14 protein-coding genes are annotated in these 15632 nt (G+C 73.5%); 9 read left to right on the forward strand and 5 right to left on the reverse strand.

Going from position 1 to position 15632, the window contains the following annotated elements; translation table 11 throughout:
- Nucleotides 1–18: 18 nt before the first annotated feature.
- Both E1285_RS09020 and E1285_RS09025 read right to left on the reverse strand, forming a co-directional pair.
- On the reverse strand, nucleotides 19–1365 hold the full coding sequence (locus E1285_RS09020) for a carotenoid oxygenase family protein (RefSeq protein ID WP_132150040.1): 1347 nt from the start codon (nucleotides 1363–1365) through the stop codon (nucleotides 19–21).
- A gap of 7 nt (nucleotides 1366–1372) precedes the next feature.
- The gene (locus E1285_RS09025; protein WP_132150042.1) at nucleotides 1373–2011 is read right to left on the reverse strand and encodes a TetR/AcrR family transcriptional regulator; all 639 of its coding nucleotides are present in this window, start codon (nucleotides 2009–2011) and stop codon (nucleotides 1373–1375) included.
- A gap of 176 nt (nucleotides 2012–2187) precedes the next feature.
- Between E1285_RS09025 and hpnC the strand changes: the two genes are divergently transcribed.
- From hpnC to hpnH, 6 genes are read left to right on the forward strand one after another with little or no spacing between them, the layout of a single operon-like run.
- Nucleotides 2188–3060: a squalene synthase HpnC gene (gene hpnC, locus E1285_RS09030; protein ID WP_132150044.1), complete on the forward strand. Its 873-nt coding sequence runs from the start codon at nucleotides 2188–2190 to the stop codon at nucleotides 3058–3060.
- Nucleotides 3060–3977 carry a squalene/phytoene synthase family protein gene (locus tag E1285_RS09035; RefSeq protein ID WP_132150046.1) on the forward strand — a complete coding sequence of 306 codons (918 nt, stop codon included), beginning with the start codon at nucleotides 3060–3062 and terminating at the stop codon, nucleotides 3975–3977. Before hpnC ends, E1285_RS09035 begins: the two co-directional genes overlap by 1 nt.
- Complete coding sequence (gene hpnE / locus E1285_RS09040) at nucleotides 3974–5293, forward strand: hydroxysqualene dehydroxylase HpnE (RefSeq protein WP_243722655.1); 1320 nt, start codon at nucleotides 3974–3976, stop codon at nucleotides 5291–5293. The genes E1285_RS09035 and hpnE overlap by 4 nt, the downstream gene beginning before the upstream one ends.
- Entirely contained in the window at nucleotides 5290–6315 is a 1026-nt protein-coding gene (locus E1285_RS09045) for a polyprenyl synthetase family protein (RefSeq protein WP_132150048.1), read from the forward strand. The genes hpnE and E1285_RS09045 overlap by 4 nt, the downstream gene beginning before the upstream one ends.
- Entirely contained in the window at nucleotides 6315–8201 is a 1887-nt protein-coding gene (gene shc, locus E1285_RS09050) for a squalene--hopene cyclase (RefSeq protein WP_132150050.1), read from the forward strand. The genes E1285_RS09045 and shc overlap by 1 nt, the downstream gene beginning before the upstream one ends.
- A 3-nt stretch (nucleotides 8202–8204) precedes the next feature.
- Nucleotides 8205–9209 (forward strand): adenosyl-hopene transferase HpnH, encoded by a 1005-nt coding sequence (hpnH, locus tag E1285_RS09055; RefSeq protein WP_132150052.1) that lies wholly within the window; start codon nucleotides 8205–8207, stop codon nucleotides 9207–9209.
- Between the two features lies 1 nt (nucleotide 9210).
- Here hpnH and E1285_RS09060 read toward each other — a convergent pair whose 3' ends face one another.
- Entirely contained in the window at nucleotides 9211–11193 is a 1983-nt protein-coding gene (locus tag E1285_RS09060) for a phosphatase PAP2 family protein (protein ID WP_165966524.1), read from the reverse strand.
- 193 nt (nucleotides 11194–11386) lie between these two features.
- Here E1285_RS09060 and E1285_RS09065 point away from each other — a divergent pair, with 193 nt between their 5' ends.
- Both E1285_RS09065 and E1285_RS09070 read left to right on the forward strand, forming a co-directional pair.
- Nucleotides 11387–12076 carry a PadR family transcriptional regulator gene (locus tag E1285_RS09065; RefSeq protein ID WP_132150056.1) on the forward strand — a complete coding sequence of 230 codons (690 nt, stop codon included), beginning with the start codon at nucleotides 11387–11389 and terminating at the stop codon, nucleotides 12074–12076.
- A 2-nt stretch (nucleotides 12077–12078) separates the two neighbouring features.
- A complete protein-coding gene (locus E1285_RS09070) occupies nucleotides 12079–12567 on the forward strand; it encodes a DUF1707 domain-containing protein (RefSeq protein ID WP_132150058.1) in 489 nt (162 codons plus the stop codon).
- Nucleotides 12568–12573: 6 nt separating this feature from the next.
- Here E1285_RS09070 and E1285_RS09075 read toward each other — a convergent pair whose 3' ends face one another.
- Both E1285_RS09075 and E1285_RS09080 read right to left on the reverse strand, forming a co-directional pair.
- Nucleotides 12574–13218 (reverse strand): response regulator transcription factor, encoded by a 645-nt coding sequence (locus E1285_RS09075; RefSeq protein ID WP_132150060.1) that lies wholly within the window; start codon nucleotides 13216–13218, stop codon nucleotides 12574–12576.
- The gene (locus E1285_RS09080) at nucleotides 13215–14513 is read right to left on the reverse strand and encodes a histidine kinase (RefSeq protein WP_207946490.1); all 1299 of its coding nucleotides are present in this window, start codon (nucleotides 14511–14513) and stop codon (nucleotides 13215–13217) included. The genes E1285_RS09075 and E1285_RS09080 overlap by 4 nt, the downstream gene beginning before the upstream one ends.
- 129 nt (nucleotides 14514–14642) lie before the next feature.
- Here E1285_RS09080 and E1285_RS09085 point away from each other — a divergent pair.
- Nucleotides 14643–15632: ABC transporter permease (locus E1285_RS09085; RefSeq protein WP_132150062.1), on the forward strand; the 990-nt coding region annotated here is incomplete at its 3' end.

The raw sequence follows: 15632 nt of genomic DNA on the forward strand, positions 1-15632 counted from the left end.
CCCCGCGTGCCCTGAGGCTCAGCCGAGGTCGGGGGCCCAGGAGCCGTGGAAGCCCAGGGGGACGCGGACCGGGAGGTGGACGGTGGCGACGGGTTCGCCGGTGAAGTCCTGCGAAGCGATGATGACCAGGTCGGTGGCCTGCCGGGCGGGATCGAACGCCAGGGTCATCAGGTAGCCGTCGTCCTCGGCGGAGTCGGGCGCGGACGGGATGAAGACGGCCTCCCCGACACCGGCGCCGGCCGGGAACAGCCGCGTCTCGGCCGATCCGCGCTCGTAGTCGTGCTTCATCAGGCCCCCGCCGCCCTCGTTCCCGACGACGTTCTCGGCCACGTTCTCGGCCACGGTGTAGCCGTACCGGTGGCGGCGCGTGACGAGCCGCTCGTCCATGCGCGGGAACTCCTGGGCACGGTCGTCGATGGTCTCCTGGACGGCCTTCCCCGCGGCGGGGTCGATCGTCCAGCGGTCCAGCGCCGGAGGCGGGTTGCCCTCCAGCTTGCCGCCGTGCATGAAGCTCGGGAAGCGGACCAGGTCCACGACCACGCGGTCACCGTCGTCGTAGGCGTTGAGGGTGTGGAAGACCCAGCAGGGCGGGATGTCGATCCAGCGCACGTCGTCGGCGCCGCCGGCACGCGGCATCACGCCGACGCGTGCGGGATGGGCGTCGTTCCACGTGTACGGGAGGCCCGCCCCGGCTTCGGCCATCTCCATGGAGAACGTGATGGGCAGGTCGTAGATGACGACGTACTTCTCCGTGAGCGCGAAGTCGTGGACCATCGGGCCGTCCGGCACCGGGATCTCCACCGAGCGGACGATCTCGCCGGCCGCGCTCCGGACCGTGTACTCCAGGTGCTCCCAGCCGAAGAAGTACCCGATGGCGTGCAGTTCGCCCGTGGCGGGATCCTCCTTGGGGTGGGCCGTGTAGCCGCCCTTGAGGGTTCCGCCGAAGTCGCATGGGCCCAGCGTGTTCAGTTCGTGGTCGAGCCGGTACGGCCTGGCCCCGGCCTCGACGAGCGCGAGGGTGTCTCCGGCGTGCTGGATCACGTGGGTGTTGGGGGCGAAGTCGAAGTCCTCGACCACGGGACCGGCGGGCCATCGCTCGCCGAGATTCTCCGCCACCTTCTGCGAGCGGACCCAGCGGTTGCGGTACCACTCCGCGCGGCCGTCGCGGAGGCGGATGCCGTGCACCATGCCGTCGCCGAGGAACCAGTGGTAGGACGAATCGTCTCCGATCTCGAGCGGGTTCGGCCCGATGCGCAGGTAGCGGCCGCGCAGCCCGGACGGGATCCGCCCGGTGACGGGCAGGTCATGGACGGTGACCTCCTCGGTGACGGGCGCGAGAAGCCCTTCCAGGTACGGGTTGGCCATGGTGACCTCACTTCCGGGGGGTGACGAAGAAGCCGGACGATATGCCCAGCATGAGGGTGTCGAGGATCGCGTCCGCGTCGGGCAGGTGGCCGTTGAGTTCGAGGCTGACGAATCCGTGGACGCTCGCCCAGAACGACACGGCGACGTGCCGCGGGTCGGCGTCGGTGAGCAGGCCCGCGGCGGCGCAGGCGGCCACCGCGTCCTCCAGGATCGTGTAGGCGGACAGCGCGGTGAGCAGGGCCTTCTCGCCTGGCTGGAACCCGGGGACCGGCTCGCCGAACATCAGCCCGTAGTAGTTGCGTTCGGCGAGCGCGTTGTCCCGGTAGGCGAGCCCGAGTTCGCGGAGGTGGACGCGTGGGTCGGGGTCGTGGGGGACGGCGGCGAGGCACCTGCGGAACCGCTGGAAGCCCTCGATGTAGAGGGCCTCGGTGAGCCCGGCCTTGCCGCCGAACATGCGGTACAGGACGGTGGTGGAGCAGCCGACTTCGGCGGCGATCCGGCGCAGCGCGAGCGCCTGCGGGCCCTCGGCGGCCAGGAGGCGGCTGGCGGCGTCCAGCAGCGTGGTGCGGATCGCCTCGTCGCCCTGCCGCTGCGCCAGCTCGAACGCGCTCGGAGCCGCGGTGCCGGTTGTGGCGTTGCCCGCCATCGACCCTCCCTGCAGTAACGGCGTTTTCTAGACGTAACATTGTTATCGCACGTCGGCGGGGTCAAGGTCAACCCTCGGGGCGACTCCGGCTCGGGAACGGTCCGGGTCCGGCACGCCGCGTTTCAAGAAGTCCATACCTTGGCCAGAGTTTCTCTAGTGCCGGTCCGGTCGATCCCATGAAGGTGATCATTGAATCGCCCTGGAGCGCCGACGAGCACGACCGCGCGCTGGACCGGCTCGCCGCGCGGGAGAACTTCCCCGTCGCGGCGCGGCTGCTGCCCGTCCGGCACCGCACCGGGCTGCGGGCCGTCTACGGCTTCGCGCGCCTCGTCGACGACATCGGCGACGAAGCGCCGCGGGAGCAGCGCGCCAAGCTCCTCGGCCTCGTGGACGACGACCTGGACCGCGTGTTCACCGGACGGACCCCGAACCTGCCGCAGTTACGGAGGCTGGCCGGGACCGTGCACGCCCACCGGCTCCCGGAGGAGCCGTTCCGCGACCTGGTCAGGGCTAACCGGCAGGACCAGGCCGTCCACCGGTACGAGACGTTCGCGGACGTCACCGAGTACTGCGCCCTGTCGGCCGCGCCCGTAGGGCGCATCGTCCTCCACCTGTTCCGCGTCCACCGGCCCGCGCTGGTGGCGGCGTCCGACGACGTCTGCACCGCGCTGCAGCTCATCGAGCACTGCCAGGACGCCGGGGAGGACTACCGGAACGGGCGGGTCTACCTGCCCGGCGAGGATCTGCGGCGGTTCGGCTGCGGCGAGGACGACCTGGCCCGGCCGGTGACGCCGACACGGCTGCGGGGCGTCCTGGCGCTGGAGGCCGGCCGCGCCGCCGAACTGCTGGAACGTGGGGCCGCGCCGCTGATGGCGGGCCTGACCGGATGGGCGCGGTTCGCCGTGGCGGGCTACGTGGCCGGGGGGCGCGAGGCGCTGTCGGCCCTGGCGCGCGGCCGCTACGACGTACTCGCGCGCCCGCTGCGACCGCGGCGGGCCGGGGTCCTGGCCCGATGGGTGCACGCGGCCGGAAAGTGGGGAGCGAAGTGATGACGGTTTCGGAGACCTGCGAGCGTTCCGAACGGGTTTGTGAGGCGTACCGGCACTGCGAGCGGGTGGTGCGCGAGGAGGCCCGCAACTTCTCCTACGGGATCCGGCTGATGCCCGTCCCGAAGCGGCGGGCGATGAGCGCGATCTACGCGTTCGCCCGCGGCGTCGACGACGTCGGGGACGGCCCGGAGCCCGCGTGCGTGCGGCTCGACCTGCTCGACCGGTCGCGGCGGCGGCTGGCGACCGTGCAGGACGTGCTGCGGCGGCGCGCCGACGTCGCCGCGCTGGAGGGGCACCCGGTGCTGACCGCGCTGGCGGACGCGTCGGGCCGCTACCCGATCCCGCTGGACGCGTTCGACGAGCTGATCGACGGGTGCGAGGACGACGTGCGGGGCGCCGACTACGACACGTTCGACGACCTGCTGCGCTACTGCCAGCGGGTCGCCGGGACGGTCGGGCGGCTGTCGCTCTCGGTGTTCGGGTCGGACGGGCGGCAGCGGGCGGAGGGCCTGGCGGACTCGCTCGGCGTCGCGCTCCAGCTCACCAACATCCTGCGGGACCTGCGTGAGGACCGGCTCGCCGGGCGGATCTACATCCCCGCGGAGGACCTGAAACGGTTCCGCTGCACGCTGGAGCTGGACGAGTCCGGCACGTTCGTCGACCCGCCGTGGCGGCTGAACGAGCTGATCGGCTTCCAGGCCGAGCGGGCACGTGCCTGGTACGCCGAGGGACTGCGGCTGCTGCCGCTGCTGGACCGGCGCAGCGCCGCCTGCACGGCGGCGATGGCGGGCATCTACCGGCGGCTGCTGGAGAACATCGCGGCGCAGCCGTCGGTCGCGCTGAACACGCGGATGTCGCTGCCGACGTGGCAGAAGGCGGTCGTGGCGGCGCGCTCGCTGTCGGGGGTGGAGCGGTGAGCGTCGTGATCGTGGGCGGCGGGCTCGCGGGCATCAGCTCGGCGCTCGCGCTTCGGGAGGCGGGGGTGCCGGTCACCCTCGTGGAGTCACGCCCCTGGCTGGGCGGCGCCACGCACTCGTTCCTGCGCGGGGAGCTGTGCGTCGACAACGGGCAGCACGTCTTCCTGCGGTGCTGCTCGGCGTACCAGGGGCTCCTGCGCAGGCTGCGCGCCGACCACCTGGTGGAGGTACAGGACCGGTTCGACGTCCCCGTCCTGCTGCCCGGCAGCGAGCCGGCGCGGCTGAGACGGTCGAGGCTGCCGAGCCCGCTGCACCTGCTGCCCGCGCTGGCCGGGTACGCGCCGCTGTCGCCGGCCGACCGGATCCGGGCGGTGCGCGCGTCGGTCGGGCTGCGGAGGCTCGACCCGTCCGATCCGGCGCTTGACGCCGTCCCGGCGGGCGCGTGGCTGGCCGACCGCGGGCAGCGGCCCTGGGCGCGGCAGGCGCTGTGGGGGCTGTTCCTCACCTCCGCCCTGAACGCCGAGGTGGACGAGGCGGCGCTCGGCCTGTCGGCGATGGTGTGCCGCCGCGCCCTGTTCGGGCGCGCCGACGCCGCCGACATCGGGCTCCCGCTCGTCCCGCTGGAGGAACTGCACGGCGGCCCGGCGCTGCGGCGGATCGCGGAGATGGGCGGGACCGTCCGGCTCAAGGCGAAGGTCGAGGCGGTCACCACCGACCCGAAGGTCGTCGTGGACGGCGTCCCGGTGGCCGCCGACGCGGTGATCATGGCGGTGCCGCACGAGGCGGCGGCGCGGCTGCTGCCCGCGCAGGCGCTGCCCGACCCGCTGCGCTGGCCCGAGCTGGACGCCAGCCCGATCGTGAACGTGCACGTCGTCTACGACCGGAAGGTCATGGACGAGCCGTTCGCCGCCGCCGTCGGCTCGCCCGCGCAGTGGATGTTCGACCGCACGGCGGTCAGCGGGCTGCGACGCGGCCAGTACCTCGCGATCTCGCTGTCGGCGGCGGACCGCTGGATCGACATGCCGACCGCCGAGATACGCGCCCGGTTCGTCCCCGAGCTGCGCCGGCTGCTGCCCGCCGCGCGGGACGCGCGGGTCCGCGACCTGTTCGTCACGCGCGAGCGGCGGGCGACGTTCCGGCAGGGTCCCGGCAGCGCGGGCGCCCGCCCCGGCGCCGCGACGCGGGCGCCGGGCCTGTTCCTGGCCGGCGCGTGGACCGACACGGGCTGGCCCGACACCATGGAGGGAGCAGTGCGCAGCGGCCTCACCGCCGCCCGCCTGGTCCGCCGCCACCTGGAGGGGGTGAGGGACCGGTGACTGCCGAACCGGTTTCGATGACCGATGTCCGCGAGCTGGTCGACGGGGCGCTGCGCGCCGCGGTCGGCCGGCTCGATCCGCGCACCTACCGTGTCGCGGCCTACCACTTCGGCTGGACGGACAAGGAGGGCCGTCCGCACAAGGCGCCCGCCGGCAAGGCGCTGCGCCCGGCGCTGGCGCTGCTGTCGGCCCGTGCCGCCGTGGCGCCGCAGGAGAGCGCGCTGCCCGGCGCGGTCGCGGTCGAGCTGACCCACGCGTTCTCGCTCCTGCACGACGACATCATGGACGGCGACCGGACACGCCGGCATCGCCCGGCGGCCTGGACGGTCTTCGGCGAGGCGCCGGCGATCCTGGCCGGGGACGCGCTGCTCGCCCTCGCCGGCGAGGTCCTGCTGGAGGCGCCCGGCCAGGGCTCGGCGCGGGCGGCGCGCGCGCTGGCCGCCGCCACGCGCCGGCTCATCGCGGGCCAGGCGCTCGACATGGACTTCGAGACGCAGAGGCGGATCAGCCTGGACGAGTGCGTGTCGATGGCGTCCGACAAGACCGCGGCGCTGCTGGCGTGCTCGTGCTCGATCGGAGCCGTCCTGGACGGGGCGTCCGAGGCCCTGTCCGGCGCGCTGGAGGCGTTCGGAGCCGACCTCGGGATCGCCTTCCAGCTCGCCGACGACCTGCTCGGCATCTGGGGCGATCCCGCGGCGACCGGCAAGCCCGCGCTGTCGGACCTGCGTTCCCGCAAGATGTCGCTGCCGGTCGTGGCCGCGCTGAACTCCGACACGCCCGAGGCCTCGCAGCTCGCCGACCTGTACGGGCGTCCCGCCCGGTCCGGGGAGGAGCTGTCCGAGGCCGAGCTGGCCGAGACCGCCGCGCTGGTGGAGGCGGCCGGTGGGCGCGCCTGGGCCGAGATGGAGGCCGAGAGCCGCATCCAGCGCGCCGCCGAGCATCTGATCACGGCCAAGCTGCCCGAGCCGGTCCGCACCGGCTTCCTGCACATCGCCGACTTCGTCACAAGCAGGGACCACTGATGACAGCGGTAGAGACGGGCACCGTGTCCCGGACGGCGGCCGAGGCGCTGGAGGCCGCGCGCGAGCACCTCCTGCTCCTCCAGTCGCCGGAGGGCTGGTGGAAGGGCGAACTGCAGACCAACGTGACGATGGACGCCGAGGACCTGCTGCTGCGCGAGTTCCTCGGCATCCGCGACAGCGGCGACACGGGCGGCGACACGGGCGAGACGGCACGCTGGATCCGGTCGCGGCAGGCCCCGGACGGCACCTGGGCCACGTTCCACGACGGCCCGCCCGACCTGTCCACGACCGTCGAGGCGTACGTGGCGCTGCGGCTCGCCGGGGACCGGCCCGACGCGGGCCACATGATCCGCGCCGCCGCCTACATCCGCAGCGAGGGCGGCATCCCGGCGACCCGCGTGTTCACGCGGTTCTGGCTCGCGATGTTCGGCGAGTGGTCCTGGGCCGACCTGCCGGTGCTGCCGCCGGAGATGATGTTCCTGCCGCGCTGGTTCCCGCTGAACGTCTACGACTGGGCGTGCTGGGCGCGGCAGACGATCGTCCCGCTGGCGGTAGTCGGCGCGTTCCGTCCCGTCCGGCCGCTGCCGTTCGGGCTGGACGAGCTGACGCCCGACTACCACGTCCCGAGGCGCCGGGAGCCGGGCCTGCCCGGGTGGGACGAGGCGTTCAAGGGGCTCGACAAGGCCCTGCACGTGTACGAGCGGCGGCCCGTGAAGCCGCTGCGGCGGGCCGCGCTGCGCCGCGCGGCCGACTGGATCATCGCGCGGCAGGAGCGGGACGGGTCGTGGGGCGGGATCCAGCCGCCCTGGGTGTACTCGCTGCTCGCGCTGCACCTCATGGGCTACGGCCTCGACCATCCCGTCATGCGGCGCGGCCTGGAGGGGCTCGAACGCTTCACGATCCGGGACGAGAAGGGGCGGCGCCTTGAAGCGTGCCAGTCCCCCGTCTGGGACACCGTCCTCGCCATGAACGCGCTCGCCGACGCCGGCCTGCCGGCCGGGCACCCGGCGCTGGAGCGGGCCGCGGACTGGGTGATCGGCGAGGAGGTCAAGGGCCCCGGGGACTGGTCGGTGCGGCGCCCCGACCTGCCGCCGGGCGGCTGGGCGTTCGAGTTCGACAACGACTGCTACCCCGACACCGACGACACCGCCGAGGCGGTCATCGCGCTGAACCGCGTCCGGCACCCGGAGGCGGAGCCGGCGATCGAGCGGGGCGTCCGCTGGATGGCCGGGATGGCGTCCGGGGACGGCGGGTTCGGCGCGTTCGACGCCGACAACACCCGCGCCCTGTGCCGCAAGCTGCCGTTCTGCGACTTCGGCGAGGTGATCGACCCGCCGTCCGCCGACGTCACCGCGCACGTCGTGGAGGCGATGTCGCACCGCGGCATGGCCGACTCGCTGACGGTGAAGCGGGCCGTGGTGTGGCTGCTGAAGGCGCAGGAGGCGGACGGGTCGTGGTTCGGCCGGTGGGGCGCCAACCACGTGTACGGGACGGGAGCCGTCGTGCCCGCGCTGATCGCGGCGGGCGTCCGGCCCGGCAAGCCCGCGATCCGGGACGCGGTGGGGTGGCTGGAACGCCACCAGCGCGACGACGGCGGCTGGGGCGAGGACCTGCGCTCCTACCGCGACCGGTCGTGGATCGGGCACGGCCTGTCGACGCCGTCGCAGACCGCGTGGGCGCTGATGGCGCTGCTCGCCGCGGGCGAGCGCGGCCGGGCCGTCGAACGCGGGATCCGCTGGCTGGCCGAGCACCAGCGCCCGGACGGGACGTGGGACGAGGACCACTTCACCGGCACCGGATTCCCCGGCGACTTCTACATCAACTACCACCTGTACCGGCTGGTGTTCCCGCTTTCGGCGCTCGGCCGGTACCTGGAAGGTGCGTGAGACATGGCGATGCCATTGCGCCAGAGCCTGCGGGTCGGCGGATACGTCCTGCGCAACAAGCTGGCGGGACGGTCGAAGTTCCCGCTGATCGTGGAGCTGGAGCCGCTGTACGCGTGCAACCTGGCGTGCGCGGGCTGCGGGAAGATCCAGCATCCGGCGGACGTGCTGAAGCAGCGGATGCCGGTCGAGCAGGCCGTCGCGGCGATCCGCGAGTGCGGCGCGCCGATGGTCTCGATCGCGGGCGGCGAGCCGCTGATGCATCCGCGGATCGGCGAGCTGGTCGCCGAGCTGATCAGGATGAAGCGGTACGTGTTCCTGTGCACGAACGCGGCGCTGATCCCGAAGAAGATCGACGAGTTCGAGCCGTCCCGCTACTTCGCGTGGGCCGTGCACATCGACGGGCTGCGCGAGCGGCACGACGCGTCCGTCTGCAAGGAGGGCGTGTTCGACCAGGCGGTGGACGCGGTCAGGATGTGCCAGGAGCGCGGGTTCCGGGTCACGACGAACACGACCGTGTTCAACACCGACACCCCGCAGACCGTCATCGACGTCCTCGACTACCTCAACGACGACCTGCGCGTCGACCAGATGATGATCTCGCCCGCGTACGCCTACGAGAAGGCACCCGACCAGGACCACTTCCTCGGCGTGCAGGAGACCCGGAACCTGTTCCGCAAGGCCTTCGCGGACGGGCGGCGCAAACGCTGGCGGTTCAACCACTCGCCGCTGTTCCTGGACTTCCTCGAAGGGAAGACCGACTTCCCGTGCACGGCGTGGGCGATCCCGTCGTACTCGCTGAAGGGCTGGCAGCGTCCCTGCTACCTGATGGACGACGGCTACGTCGACACCTACCGGGAGCTCGTCGAGACGACCGACTGGGACGCCTACGGGCGCGGGCGCGACGACCGGTGCGCGAACTGCATGGCGCACTGCGGCTACGAGCCCACCGCGGTGTTCGCGACGATGGGTTCGCTGAAGGAGTCCGTGCGAGCCGTGCGCAGCGTGTAGGTCACGCCGGCCCGTTGCGCAGTTCCTCGATCACGTCGTCGACGGCCGCCATCAGCGCGTCGGCGTCGTCGGTCAGCCCGGGGTCGAGGGAGAGGCCGAAGCACAGCTCGCCGTCGATGCCCAGCCCGGCGATCGCGAACGGCGCGCCGGGCGCGAGCGGGACGATCGGGTACACGGCGGTGAGGGGCGCGCCGGCCAGGCTCTGCGGCCGGTCTGTGGCGGGCAGGCTCGACACGGTTCCCTGGAGGAAGCGGCCGCTGTAGGACATGCGGGCGAAGCGGGCGTGCAGCGGCGGCGGCATCAGCCGTCCCGCCTGCCACATGACGAACCACGCGGCCTGCGCCCGGGTACCGGACCGCAGGACGCGGCCGCGCTCGGCGATCACGGCGAGGCGGTCGGTCTCGGCCATCTTCCCCGTGGGCAGGTCCACCATGACGGCGGTGGTGTGGTTGCCGACCATGGCGCTGCCCGGCGGCCGCATCATCAGCGGCACCGCGACGCGGCACGTGCCGGGCCGCCCGTCCTCCTCGCTGACGGCCCGGTTCAGGGCGCCCGCGACCGCGCACAGGACGACGTCGGTGACGCGGGCGCCGTAGCGGCGTCCGATGTCCCGGACCTCCGCCAGCGGGAGGCGCATGGTGCTGAACCGGCGCTCGGACGTGCCCCCGGCGGGCAGCCGCTCCGGGCGCGTGACGGCGGTGGCGAGCTGGCCGAGCCCGACCACGGTCGCGACGGCCTTGCGCAGCGGCCTGCGCGGCAGCGGGGGGACGGGCTCGGGCGGCGGCTCCATCAGGTACACCGCCTGCGCGACGATGCCGACGCCGTCGGCGACCACGTGGTGCATCAGGTAGACCACGGCGGTGCGGCCGGGCTCGGCGCCCTTCATGACGACCATGCGCCACGGCGGCCGGTCCAGCGGCAGGGCCTCGGACTGGAGTTCGGCGACGGCGGCGCGCAGGCCGGCCATGCCGTCGACGTGCCGTTCGGCGACGTGCCACTCCCAGTCGACCGGGTCGTGGTCGCGCCAGGCGGGCCGGCGCCAGCGCCCGCGTCCGGCGAGCCGCTGCCGGAACCGGGGCAGCCCGTCGATCCGCGCGCGGATCTCCCGGACGAGGTCGGCGCGGCCGACCTCGCGGCGCGAGGTGTCCAGCATGATGACGCCGCCCGCCTGCTGGGGCGCCGCGGGCGTCTCCACGGCCATGAAGAACGCGTCCGGTCCCTCGACCTTCGGGACCGGCGGGCCGGAGATGCGCTCGGCGATGTACACGGGGATGACGACGAACGGCACGGCGGCGAACGCGTCCAGCAGGAAGTGGTTCGCGGTGGCCATGATGACGTAGAGGGTCACGAGGATGTGCACGACGTTGAGCACCTGCACCCAGCGCTTGGCGTTCACGCGGGCGAGTTCGACGCCGACCCACATCGTCCAGGCCATGTGCAGCGACGGCACCGCCGCCAGCTGGTCGGCGTGCTCGACCAGCGGCGACCCCCACGACCCCCAGGTGCCGCCGAGGTAGACGGTGTCGATGAACCCGAGCTCGGGCATGAGCCGCGGCGGCATGACGGGATAGAGCACGAAGCAGGTCAGGCCGGCGAGGTTCATCAGGATGAACGCGTTGCGGGCCGTCCGGTACCGCTCGGGGTGGCGTAAGAACAGCCAGAACAGCAGGGCGAGCGCGCTGGCGATGTAGGTGATCGCGTACTCGTAGTTCGCGAGCACCCGCACGATGCCCTGCTGGGCGAGCCATCCGTTGAGCGACAGCTCGATGTCGATGTGCAGGGCCTTCTCAAGGTCGTAGATCGCGAGGCCGTGCTCGCGCGCGGGCCCGGCCCTGGCGTGCTCGGGGAGCCTGGCGACCAGGACGTACACGCCGAACAGCAGGAGCCCGAGCAGCAGTTCCTTACGGGCGCTGGGCCGCGTCCGGCCCGCCGCCTCCGCCTTGAGCACCGTGTCCGGCACGGTCACCGCTTCCTGTGCGCCCATCGTCCTCCCCATACGGCTGTTACCCAAGTTTTCTGCGATCAGACCGTGATGCAGCTATCCGGGGACCTTGTCCGGTTCGGCCGTCGCGGGGACGTACTTCTACCGGGAACAATCTGGCCAACTCGCACGTCTACGATATATCGTTGGCGTATCGCGAGAGATCATAGAGAGATCTCAGAAGGTGGTGCAGAACATGGGACACAGGCACGGACACGGCGGTCCCTGGGGACGCGGCGACATCCCGAACCTCGGCTGGCTGTTCGGCGGCGGGCCCGGTCCGGGGCCGTGGGGCCCGCCCGGCGGCTTCGGACCCGGCCCCCGCCCGCCCTGGGCGCGCGGACGGGGCGCCCCGTGGGGACGTGGACCCAAGGCGCGCAAGGGGAACGTCCGCGCGGCGATCCTCGTCCTGCTCGCCGAGGAGCCGCGCAACGGATACCAGATCATCCAGGAGATCAACGAGCGCAGCGACGGCGCGTGGAAGCCGAGTCCGGGCGCGGTCTACCCGGCGCTCCAGCAGCTCGCGGACGAGGGCCTGATCGCGGGCGAGGAGGCCGCCGGCCGCCGGTCCTTCCACCTCACCGGCGAGGGCCGCGCCTACGTCGAGGAGAACGCCGCGCGGCTGTCCGAACCGTGGGCGGAGATGACGCCCGAGTACGGCGAGGGCGTCCCCGAGCTGTTCAAGCAGGCCGCGCAGACCGGGGCCGCGGTGATGCAGATCGTCCACTCCGGGTCGGCGGAGCAGGTCACCCAGGCCAGGGACGTCCTGTCGGACACGCGGCGCAGCCTCTACCGCATCCTGGCCGACGACCTGCACTACGACAGCTCGGACGGCCCCGACGACACCGACGACGCGGGCCCGACGGCCCACGACACCGAGGAGTGACCGTGGCACGCCAGGATGAGATCCGCATCGGCGACGCCGAACGCGACGCGGTCATGGTCGCCATGCACGACCACTTCGCCGCGGGCCGCCTGGACCGCGGGGAGCTGGACGAGCGCATGGAGGCCGTGCTGTCCGCCAAGACGCGCGGTGACCTGCGCACCCTCGTCCGCGACCTGCCCGACCCCACGGGCATGCCGGCCCTCGGAGAGCAGGCGCGGGCGCCCGTCCCGTGGGGGCCGGGCGGGGCGGTGATGTTCGGCGGCCCGGGGCATCCGGCCTGGCGGCACCACCACCGGCATGGGCACATGGCGCGGGGCCACCGGCACGGGCCGCCGTTCCCGGCGTTCCCGCTGCTGCTCACGGTGTTCCTCGTGCTGACCCTCACGGTCGGCGCCGGCGCGGGGTTCCTGGCCGTCCTGCAGATCGCGCTGGTCATCTGGATGATCCGCGCGATCACCCTGGCCTTCGGCGCACGCCGCTCCCGCACCTGAACCGGGTCAGCGCAAGCCGGCCTCTCGAGCCAAGAGGCCGGCCTGGGTCCGGTTGGCGCAGCCGAGCTTGTCGAGAAGGCGGGAGACGTACCCCTTGACGGTGGCCTCGCTGATGTGGAGGCGTCCGGCGATCCGCGCGTTGGGCAGTCCCTCGCCGAGGCAGGCCAGCACCTGCGTCTCCCGCTCGGTAAGGCCGCCTACGAGGGCGCGGACACTGTCGCGGCCGGACGTGCGGGAGTCGGCCGAACCGAGCAGCCGCATGGTCGCGGCCGCCGACATCACGGTGTGCCCGTCGGCGGCGACCCGGACGAGCTTCACCAGGTCCTGCGGCGGCGTCGACTTCAGCAGGAATCCCGCCGCGCCCGCGCGCAGCGCGCGGATGACGTACTCGTCGGCGTCGAACGTGGTCAGCGCGACGACGGCGGGCGGGGCGCGCAGCGCGGCGATCCGCTCGGTCGCGGCGAGGCCGTCCACGCCCGGCATCCGCAGGTCCATGAGCACCACGTGCGGCCGGTACCGGACGACGGCCTCGACGCCGGCGGCCCCGTCGTGCGCCTCCCCGACCACCTCGATGTCGTCGGCCGCGCCGAGGATGGTGCGCAGGTGCGCGCACACCATCGGCTCGTCGTCCACGAGCAGGACCGTGATCACGGGGACGGCTCGGCGGCGGGCAGGTAGGCGGGCAGTGACGCCTCGACGTGGAAGCCGCCCGCGTGCGGGCCGGCCGTGAACGTCCCGCCGATCAGCTCGACGCGTTCGCGGAGGCCCGCCAGGCCCATTCCGGACCCGCTGGCCGCCAGTTCGGTGTCGGGCTCGCGGGACGCGGCGGCGTTGCGCACGATCAGCGTCACGCCGTCGGTGCGGTAGCGGACCTCCACGTGGACGGCGGCGCCCGGCGCGTGCTTGCGCGCGTTGGTCAGCGCCTCCTGGACGATCCGGTACGCGGTGCGGCCGACGGCGGGCGAGGCCGCCGGCGGCTCGCCCCGCTCGGCCAGCTCGACCGGGACGCCGACCGCGACGGACTCCGCGACCAGCACGGACAGGTCGGGCAGCGGCTCCGCGGGGGCCGTGGCCGCCCCCTCGGGGTCGCGGCGCAGGAGCCCGATGACGTCGCGGAGCTCTTCGAGAGCCCGGCAGCCGGTGCCGCGCAGCTCTTCGGCGGCGGAGCGGGTCGGCTCGTCCGGCGCCCGCACGCGCAGCGCCCCCGCCTGCAGCACCATCAGCGTCACGCGGTGCGCCACGACGTCGTGCATCTCGGCGGCGAGCCGGGCGCGCTCCTCCGCGCGGGCCTGCTCGGCCAGCAGGTGCCGCTCACGCTCGGCGCGTTCCGCCCGCTCGGTGAGGCCCTGCAGAACGCGGCGGCGGGCGGCGACGTACATGCCGATCAGCGCCCCGCCGATCACGACGGCCACGCTGCGGAAGACGATCCCGTCGACGCTTCCGGTCTCCTGCACGCTCATGCGCCGCAGGGCGGACTCGGGGAGGACGTCGTCCAGGACCCCGATCGGGACGAGCAGCGCGGCGACCGGCAGCCAGCGGACCCAGACGGGCCGGGCGCCCTCGCGGGGGAACGCCATCACCGCGTACGCGGCCAGCGGCGCGGTCGGCGGCCACCAGATCGCCGGTTCGAGGGACTGGTCGGCGTCCACGCGCAGCAGCGTCCCCGGCGCGGCCAGCTCCATCAGCCACACGAGCGCGGCGAGCCCGGCGGTGATCCACGCGACCGTCATGGGAGCGCGGCGCCGGAACACCAGCGCGAGGGCGGGCACCAGGAACAGCACCAGCGACGCACCTCCGTGGGGGCTGACCATCGCGTCCGGGCTCGCGACCGTCCACCAGGTCTGGGCCGAGGCCATCAGCACGACGCCGGCGTCGGCCACCCGGTCCCGGGACCGTCCAGGCGGGAGGAGCCGTGTGAGGAGGGGATGCGGCGAAGGCAGGCGCACAACCACACCGTACGCATCCGGACCCTGCCTGCCACCCTACGAAAGTTGCGTCCTGCGGCCCGTCCGTAGGGGGCGGACGCGACCATTCGCGCTGCCGCGGGACCGCCCCGCCCGGCTGGAATCGGCGGCATGGTCAAGCTCGTACTCCGGGGCCTGCTCGCGCACCGCGCCCGCCTGCTGCTGTCGATGGTCGTGGTCGTGGCGGGTGTCGCGTTCGTCGCCGGGACCCTGATCTTCTCCGCCACGCTGGACCGCTCGTTCGACCGCGCCTTCGAGGATCTGGGACGCGGCACGGACGTGGTCGTCCGGGCCGATCGCGCGTTCGAGCCGGGGCTGGGTGAGCGGGCGCCCGAGCGTCCCGTCCCCGCCCCGGTGCTGGAGACCGTCCTGGGCGTGGACGGCGTCGCCAAGGCGCACGGCGTGGTCGAGGGCTTCGCCGCCGTCGTGGATCGGCAGGGCGGGATCGCCGGCGCGGAGCCGCAGACCGGCGTGGCGTGGAACGACGATCCGGACCTGTCGCTCCCCCGCCTCACCGCCGGCAGGCCGCCCGACCGACCTGACGAGATCGCGACCGACGTGACGACCGCCCGCGACGCCGGGTACCGCATCGGCGACCGGGTCACGGTGGCGCTGCGGGCGGGCACCCGCGCCTTCCGGCTCACGGGCCTGTTCAAGGTGGGTGACTCGGCGCTGGGCGACCAGCTCTCGATGACCGCGTTCGCGCCCGGCGCCGCGGCCCGGCTGCTGGCCGACGGTTCGGGGACGGGCGATCCGGGCGCCTACGCGCGGATCGTCGTGCACGCGGACGACGGCGTCTCGCAGGAGCGGCTGCGGGACGCGGTGGCCGCGGCGCTTCCGCCGGGCGTCGAGGCGGTCACCGGGCGCGCGGCCGTCGGCGAGCAGGCCGGGCCGCTGAAGACGGTCCTCACCGCGATGCGGACGTTCCTCCTGGTCTTCGCCGTGATCGCGGTGTTCGTCGGCTCGTTCATCGTCTTCAACACGTTCGCCATGCTGGTGAGCGGGCGGGTCAGGGAGCTGGCGCTGCTGCGGGCGGTCGGGGCGTCGCGCGGGCAGGTGACGCGGTCGGTGCTCGGCGAGGCGGTCGGGGTGGGGCTGGCG

Source organism: Actinomadura sp. 7K507 (assembly GCF_004348425.1).
Taxonomy (GTDB): Bacteria; Actinomycetota; Actinomycetes; order Streptosporangiales; family Streptosporangiaceae; genus Spirillospora.

Excerpts from the sequence above, each read along its gene's own strand:
- E1285_RS09020 (WP_132150040.1), bottom strand. The coding sequence starts at position 1,365 with ATGGCCAACCCGTACCTGGAAGGGCTTCTCGCGCCCGTCACCGAGGAG.
- E1285_RS09025 (WP_132150042.1), bottom strand. The coding sequence starts at position 2,011 with ATGGCGGGCAACGCCACAACCGGCACCGCGGCTCCGAGCGCGTTCGAG.
- hpnC (WP_132150044.1), top strand. The coding sequence starts at position 2,188 with ATGAAGGTGATCATTGAATCGCCCTGGAGCGCCGACGAGCACGACCGC.
- E1285_RS09035 (WP_132150046.1), top strand. The coding sequence starts at position 3,060 with ATGACGGTTTCGGAGACCTGCGAGCGTTCCGAACGGGTTTGTGAGGCG.
- shc (WP_132150050.1), top strand. The coding sequence starts at position 6,315 with ATGACAGCGGTAGAGACGGGCACCGTGTCCCGGACGGCGGCCGAGGCG.
- hpnH (WP_132150052.1), top strand. The coding sequence starts at position 8,205 with ATGGCGATGCCATTGCGCCAGAGCCTGCGGGTCGGCGGATACGTCCTG.
- E1285_RS09060 (WP_165966524.1), bottom strand. The coding sequence starts at position 11,193 with ATGGGCGCACAGGAAGCGGTGACCGTGCCGGACACGGTGCTCAAGGCG.
- E1285_RS09065 (WP_132150056.1), top strand. The coding sequence starts at position 11,387 with ATGGGACACAGGCACGGACACGGCGGTCCCTGGGGACGCGGCGACATC.